At 66.1% G+C, this 5,733-nt stretch carries 7 protein-coding genes; 5 read left to right on the top strand and 2 right to left on the bottom strand.

What is annotated here, in order from left to right; genetic code table 11:
• Positions 1 to 27 precede the first annotated feature (27 nt).
• Positions 28 to 318, bottom strand: a complete 291-nt coding sequence (locus BRAO375_RS23495) for an accessory factor UbiK family protein (protein WP_009029948.1) — start codon at positions 316 to 318, stop codon at positions 28 to 30.
• A 254-nt stretch (positions 319 to 572) separates the two neighbouring features.
• Here BRAO375_RS23495 and lgt point away from each other — a divergent pair, with 254 nt between their 5' ends.
• The 4 genes from lgt to BRAO375_RS23515 all read left to right on the top strand — a co-directional run bounded on the left by lgt (position 573) and on the right by BRAO375_RS23515 (position 4,098).
• Entirely contained in the window at positions 573 to 1,430 is an 858-nt protein-coding gene (gene lgt / locus BRAO375_RS23500) for a prolipoprotein diacylglyceryl transferase (protein WP_009029949.1), read from the top strand.
• On the top strand, positions 1,427 to 2,554 hold the full coding sequence (locus BRAO375_RS23505) for a class I SAM-dependent methyltransferase (protein ID WP_009029950.1): 1,128 nt from the start codon (positions 1,427 to 1,429) through the stop codon (positions 2,552 to 2,554). Before lgt ends, BRAO375_RS23505 begins: the two co-directional genes overlap by 4 nt.
• A gap of 20 nt (positions 2,555 to 2,574) precedes the next feature.
• Positions 2,575 to 3,321, top strand: a complete 747-nt coding sequence (gene pgeF / locus BRAO375_RS23510; RefSeq protein WP_009029951.1) for a peptidoglycan editing factor PgeF — start codon at positions 2,575 to 2,577, stop codon at positions 3,319 to 3,321.
• A 201-nt stretch (positions 3,322 to 3,522) separates the two neighbouring features.
• Positions 3,523 to 4,098, top strand: a complete 576-nt coding sequence (locus BRAO375_RS23515; protein ID WP_009029952.1) for a hypothetical protein — start codon at positions 3,523 to 3,525, stop codon at positions 4,096 to 4,098.
• On the opposite strand, the gene BRAO375_RS38185 is transcribed toward BRAO375_RS23515, so the two are convergent.
• Positions 4,095 to 4,274 (bottom strand): hypothetical protein, encoded by a 180-nt coding sequence (locus BRAO375_RS38185; RefSeq protein WP_175345355.1) that lies wholly within the window; start codon positions 4,272 to 4,274, stop codon positions 4,095 to 4,097. The two genes, BRAO375_RS23515 and BRAO375_RS38185, sit on opposite strands and share 4 nt — an antisense overlap.
• Here BRAO375_RS38185 and BRAO375_RS23520 point away from each other — a divergent pair.
• On the top strand, positions 4,264 to 5,217 hold the full coding sequence (locus BRAO375_RS23520) for a ribose-phosphate pyrophosphokinase (protein ID WP_009029953.1): 954 nt from the start codon (positions 4,264 to 4,266) through the stop codon (positions 5,215 to 5,217). The two genes, BRAO375_RS38185 and BRAO375_RS23520, sit on opposite strands and share 11 nt — an antisense overlap.
• The last annotated feature ends 516 nt before the right edge of the window (positions 5,218 to 5,733 follow it).

Genomic DNA, 5,733 nt, shown 5'->3' on the forward strand with positions numbered 1-5,733 from the left:
CCGTCGCGGTACGATTTGCCTGCGGCCTCAGCCGTCCGCAGTGCCGGTCCCCGGCTGACCGCCGGCCGTCCCCCCGAGCCTGGCCTCCAGCGCCGCGATGCGCGCCTTCAGCGCCTCGTTCTCCTCGCGGGCGAGCCGGGCCATGTCCTTGACCGCCTCGAACTCCTCGCGCTTCACGAGGTCGAGGTCGTTCAGGATCTTTTCGGCCTGATTGCGGATGACGGCGTCGACCTCCCGCTTCATGCCCTGGGCGGCGCCGGCGGCGTCGTTCATCAGGCGGCCGATCTCGTCGAAAAACCGGTTGTTGGTCTGGGTCATGCTCAAACTCCGCTTCCCGCGACGCGCTCGCTCACAGAATGGCGATCCGTCCCGCCGCCTTCAAGATGGGCCCGTCTTGTCATGCCACGGTTTCCTTGTCATCGTACTTGTTGCGTCGGCCCGCCGCGCTGTATGAGCGGCCATGGATGACCTCCTTGGATGACACCGCGACGCCCATGCGGCGGAGTGCGTTCGAAGCCCACGCCGCCCGCGTGCTTGCCGAAGCGTAAGGCCGTGCCCACGAAAGCCTGTGAATGACGCCTCTCCTCATCGACTTTCCCGTGTTCGATCCGGTCGCGATCGCGATCGGCCCGTTGGCGATCCGCTGGTACGCGCTGGCCTATATCTGCGGCATCGTGATCGGCTGGCTCTATGCCCGCTCGCTGCTGAAGAAAGAGCGGCTGTGGGGCGGCCCGGCGCCGGTGTCGCTCGTCCAGCTCGACGATTTCATCCTCTGGATCACGCTCGGCATCATTGTTGGCGGCCGCACCGGCTACGTGCTGTTCTACAACCTGCCGCACTTCATAAAAGAGCCACTGGATATTTTCCAGCTGTGGAACGGCGGCATGTCGTTCCATGGCGGCTTCATGGGCTGCGTCGTCGCCGTGATCTGGTTCGCCCGCCGCAACGGCCTGCCGATTCTGTCGCTCGGCGACATCACGACGGCGGTCGCCCCGATCGGCTTGCTGCTCGGCCGCATCGCCAACTTCATCAAACCCGAACTGTGGGGCCGCGCCGCCGATGCCAGCGTGCCCTGGGCGATGATCTTTCCGACCGATCCCACCCATCTGCCGCGTCATCCGAGCCAGCTCTATGAAGCCGGCCTCGAGGGCCTGCTGCTGTTTTGCATCCTGGCGGCCATGATCCGGTTCGGGGCACTGAAACGGCCCGGCTTCATCCTCGGCAGCTTCATCGGCCTGTATGGCGCAGCCCGCATCGTCAGCGAGCTGTTCCGCGAGCCGGATCCACAGCTCGGCTTCCTCTGGCAGGGCCTCACCATGGGCATGCTGCTGTCGGTGCCGATGCTGATCGTCGGCGCGATCCTCGTCGCACGGGCGCTGCGCAAACCTGAGGTCCATCACGCCACCCCCTCGCTGCAGGCCAATCCGTGATCGAAACCTCTCCGCTCCACACCGAGATCAAGCGGCTGATCAAGGCGTCGGGTCCGATGCCGGTCTGGCGCTACATGGAGCTGTGCCTGATGCATCCGGAGCACGGCTACTACATCTCGCGCGATCCGCTGGGACGCGAGGGCGACTTCACCACCGCGCCGGAAGTCAGCCAGATGTTTGGCGAACTGCTCGGCCTGTGGGCGGCCTCGATCTGGAAGGCGGCCGGCTCGCCGCAACAGTTCCGGCTGATCGAGCTGGGGCCGGGGCGCGGCACCATGATGTCGGATGCGCTGCGCGCGCTGCGCGTGCTGCCGCCGTTGTACCAGACCATCTCGGTACACCTGGTCGAGATCAATCCGGTGCTGCGCGAAAAACAGAAGGCGACGCTCACTGGTCTGCGCAACGTCACCTGGCACGACAGCTTCGACGAGGTACCGGAGGGGCCGAGCGTCATCTTCGCCAATGAGTATTTCGACGTGCTGCCGGTGCACCAGATGGTGAGGCGCGAGACCGGCTGGCACGAGCGCGTCGTCGAGCTCGACGAGGAGGAGAACTTCGCCTACGGCACCGCCGCCGATCCGACGCCGGGCTTCGAGCTGCTGCTGCCGCCGCTGGTGCGCGCCGCGCCGGCTGGCGCGATCTTCGAATGGCGGCCGGATACCGAGATGATGGCAATTGCCCGCCGCCTCCGCGAGCAGCACGGCGCCGCCGTGATCATCGATTACGGCCATGTCCGCAGCGACGTCGGCGACACGTTCCAGGCCATCGCCAGGCACAGCTTTGCCGATCCGCTGAAGACGCCGGGTCTCGCCGACATCACCGCGCATGTCGATTTCGACGCGCTGTCGCGCACCGCTGAAGCCGTCGGCGCGCGCGTGCACGGCCCGATCACGCAAGGCGAATTCCTGCAGCGGCTCGGCATCGAGACCCGCGCGCTGACCCTGATGCAGAAGGCCTCGCCGGAGGTCTCCGAGGATATCGCCAGCGGTCTGAAGCGGCTGACCGGCGGCGGCCGCGGCGGCATGGGCTCGCTGTTCAAGGTGCTCGGCGTGTCCGATCCGTCGATTCCGGTGCTCGCCGGCATCAGCGACGAGCACACCAACGAGAGGACGGGAGGCGCGTGATGCTGGTGTCATCGGAGGTGATGTCCGCGATTCCGGGCCTGCGCCACGCCTTCTTCACCCGCGAGGGCGGCGTCTCCGAGGGCATCTATGCCGGGCTCAATGGCGGGCTCGGATCGAGCGACATGCCGGAGAACGTCCGCGAAAACCGCCGCCGCATGGCCGCGCAGCTCGGTGTCGCGCCCGAGCACTTTCTCAGCGTGCACCAGATCCATTCGCCCGACGTCGTGGTCGCGACCGGGCCGTGGGACGGGGCTGTCAGGCCGAAGGCCGATGCGCTGGTCACCGCGACACCCAATGTGGCGATCGGCGTCACCACGGCGGATTGCGGGCCGATCCTGTTCGTTGATCCGCACAGGCGCGTCGTCGGTGCGGCCCATGCCGGCTGGAAAGGCGCACTGACCGGCGTGCTCGAATCCACGCTGCAGGCGATGGAAGCGCTCGGCGCTGAGCGTGGCCAGATCATTGCCGCCATCGGTCCGCTGATCCGGCAGCCGAGCTACGAGGTCGGAGCCGAATTCGTTACCCGCTTTATCGACGACGATGCCGAGCATGGGCGCTTCTTCCTGCCAGCCGAGCGCGAGGGGCACGCGATGTTCGATCTCGGCGGCTTCATCCGGATGCGGCTGGAAAGAGCCGGCGTGCTGCTGATCGACGACCTCGGCCTCGACACCTATGCCGACGAGCGCTTCTTCAGTTACCGCCGCTCGGTGCACCGGAAAGAACCGGACTACGGACGCCACGTCCACGCGATCATGCTCGAGGGCTGAAGCAGGGCGCCATTGTGGCCGCATGTGGATTGCTTAACCCTTTCTGTACAACTAAGTGCATTCTGTCCCATTCTGTGGCAGCCGCGACCTAGACGTTAATCGATTTTAACGATATCGCTCCCGACGATGAGGGGAGCGCCAACACCACTTCGCCGGATCAGCCGCGCTGCGCAGCACGCCTGCGTTGCCGCTCTGCTGATCATGTCCGCCGCATCGCTTGGTGGCTGTGCCAGCAGCGGCGGCGGTGGTCCGGCCAACGCCTATGCGATGGCGCCCGCGTCGGATGGTGCCACCATCGCCTTCGAGCAGATCGACGGCCCGCCGCCGCAGATCTTCGACCGCATGGTCAGCGTGCTCGACAGCGAGTCCAAGCTGCGCAGCCTCGCGATCGTCTCGCGCGAGGCGCCCGCGGCCTATCGTGTCCGCACCTATCTCTCGGCCCAGGTCGTCAGCGGCAAGAGCGTGATCGCCTGGGTGTTCGACGTCTATGACCGCAACCAGCAGCGCGCGCTGCGCCTGTCCGGCGAGGAGCCGATCGGCCGCGGCGGGCGCGATCCGTGGAACGCGGTCGACGACATGGTGCTTCGGAAAATCGCGCAGGCCGGCTTCAGCGGGCTCGCCAGCATGCTGAGCGGCACGGCGCCGGCCGAGAGCGCGCCAGCGGCGGCCCCGACCCGTGGACCCGCCGTCGCGGCGGCCGAGCCTGCATCGCCCAAATCTGCATCTGACATGTCCGACGGCAGCAGCGTCGTCGCCCTCGGCTACACCGACCATTAGGCAAACAGGCGCAATTTGCGCCGTTTTTTGACCGGGAAAACACCTGCGGCGGGTTGCCATGCGCGCAGTGTCCTTGATATCACCTCGCCCGAGCAAAACTGCCGGTTCCATGGATAGCCCGATATGCTGAACAAGGTCTCCAGCGAGCCGCGGGGAGAAATCGCGATGTCGGCCAAGAACGGCTCGATCAAACTCGTTGCCGGCAACTCCAACCCGCCTCTTGCTGCCGCGATCGCAGGCCAGCTCGGGCTGGCGCTGACCAAGGCGGTGGTCCGGCGCTTCGCCGACATGGAGATCTTCGTCGAGATCCAGGAGAACGTGCGCGGTTCCGACGTGTTCATCATCCAGTCGACGTCCTATCCGGCGAACGATTTGCTGATGGAGCTTCTGATCATCACCGATGCGCTGCGCCGCGCCTCCGCGCGCCGCATCACCGCCGTGGTTCCGTATTTCGGCTATGCCCGGCAGGACCGCAAGTCGGGCTCGCGCACGCCGATCTCGGCCAAGCTGGTCGCGAACCTGATCACCCATGCCGGCGTCGACCGCGTCATGACGCTCGATCTGCATGCCGGCCAGATCCAGGGCTTCTTCGACATCCCGACTGACAATCTGTTCGCCGCGCCGCTGATGGTGCGCGACATCAAGGACCGGTTCGACCTTTCCAACGTCATGGTTGTCTCGCCGGACGTCGGTGGCGTGGCGCGCGCCCGCGGCCTCGCCAAGCGCATCAACGCGCCGCTGGCCATCGTCGACAAGCGCCGCGAGCGTCCCGGCGAGTCCGAGGTCATGAACGTGATCGGCGACGTCTCGGGCCGCACCTGCATCCTGATCGACGACATCGTCGACTCCGGCGGCACGCTGGTGAATGCCGCCGACGCGCTGCTGAAATACGGCGCCAAGGACGTCTACGCCTACATCACCCATGGCGTGCTCTCCGGCGGCGCCGCGACCCGCATCAGCTCGTCCAGGCTGAAGGAGTTGGTCATCACCGACTCCATCCTGCCGACCGAAGCCGTGCGCGGCGCCCCGAACATCCGCGCTTTGCCGATCGCTCCGCTGATCGCCGAAGCCATCGGCCGCACGGCGGCGGAAGAATCGGTGTCGAGCCTGTTCGACTGAGGTTGATCGACTGAGGTTGTCGAGCGCGACGGGTTGGCTGAGGCATCTCGGCTGAGACTGTCGAACTTTGTTCGATTGAGCTGACCGTCCCCACATCGGAAGCGTCGCTTTTGGGCTCCAGTGTCATTCCCCGCGAAAGCGGGGAATCCAGTACGCCGCGGCTTATCGATCTGATCACGAACGTCTCGGACTGCTGGATCGCCCGGTCAAGCCGGGCGATGACGGCGGTGTATGTGGCGATGAGCCAGCCCCAAACGCCGTCATTGCGAGGAGCGCAGCGACGAAGCAATCCAGAGTCCCGCCCACGACTCTGGATTGCTTCCGCCTTCGCTCTGCGAGCTACGGCGGACACGTCGCTTTGCTCGCAATGACGCTTGCGGTGTCTTTCATCGCAACGTTGTCCGCCAGCATGTGGAGATGCACCTCCGCGATCTCGCGGCGCGTTTCGCGTCCGAGCTATGCTCTCAATCATCGCCCTCCACATGAAGGGCGCAGGGAAGGCCGGGCGCTGGCCGC

It is taken from the genome of Bradyrhizobium sp. ORS 375, from assembly GCF_000239775.1.
Lineage (GTDB): Bacteria > Pseudomonadota > Alphaproteobacteria > Rhizobiales > Xanthobacteraceae > Bradyrhizobium.

What these genes read in the sequence shown, in the direction of transcription:
- BRAO375_RS23515 (WP_009029952.1), top strand. Translation starts at nt 3,523, where the DNA reads ATGTCCGCCGCATCGCTTGGTGGCTGTGCCAGCAGCGGCGGCGGTGGT.
- BRAO375_RS23520 (WP_009029953.1), top strand. Translation starts at nt 4,264, where the DNA reads ATGTCGGCCAAGAACGGCTCGATCAAACTCGTTGCCGGCAACTCCAAC.
- lgt (WP_009029949.1), top strand. Translation starts at nt 573, where the DNA reads ATGACGCCTCTCCTCATCGACTTTCCCGTGTTCGATCCGGTCGCGATC.
- pgeF (WP_009029951.1), top strand. Translation starts at nt 2,575, where the DNA reads ATGTCCGCGATTCCGGGCCTGCGCCACGCCTTCTTCACCCGCGAGGGC.
- BRAO375_RS23495 (WP_009029948.1), bottom strand. Translation starts at nt 318, where the DNA reads ATGACCCAGACCAACAACCGGTTTTTCGACGAGATCGGCCGCCTGATG.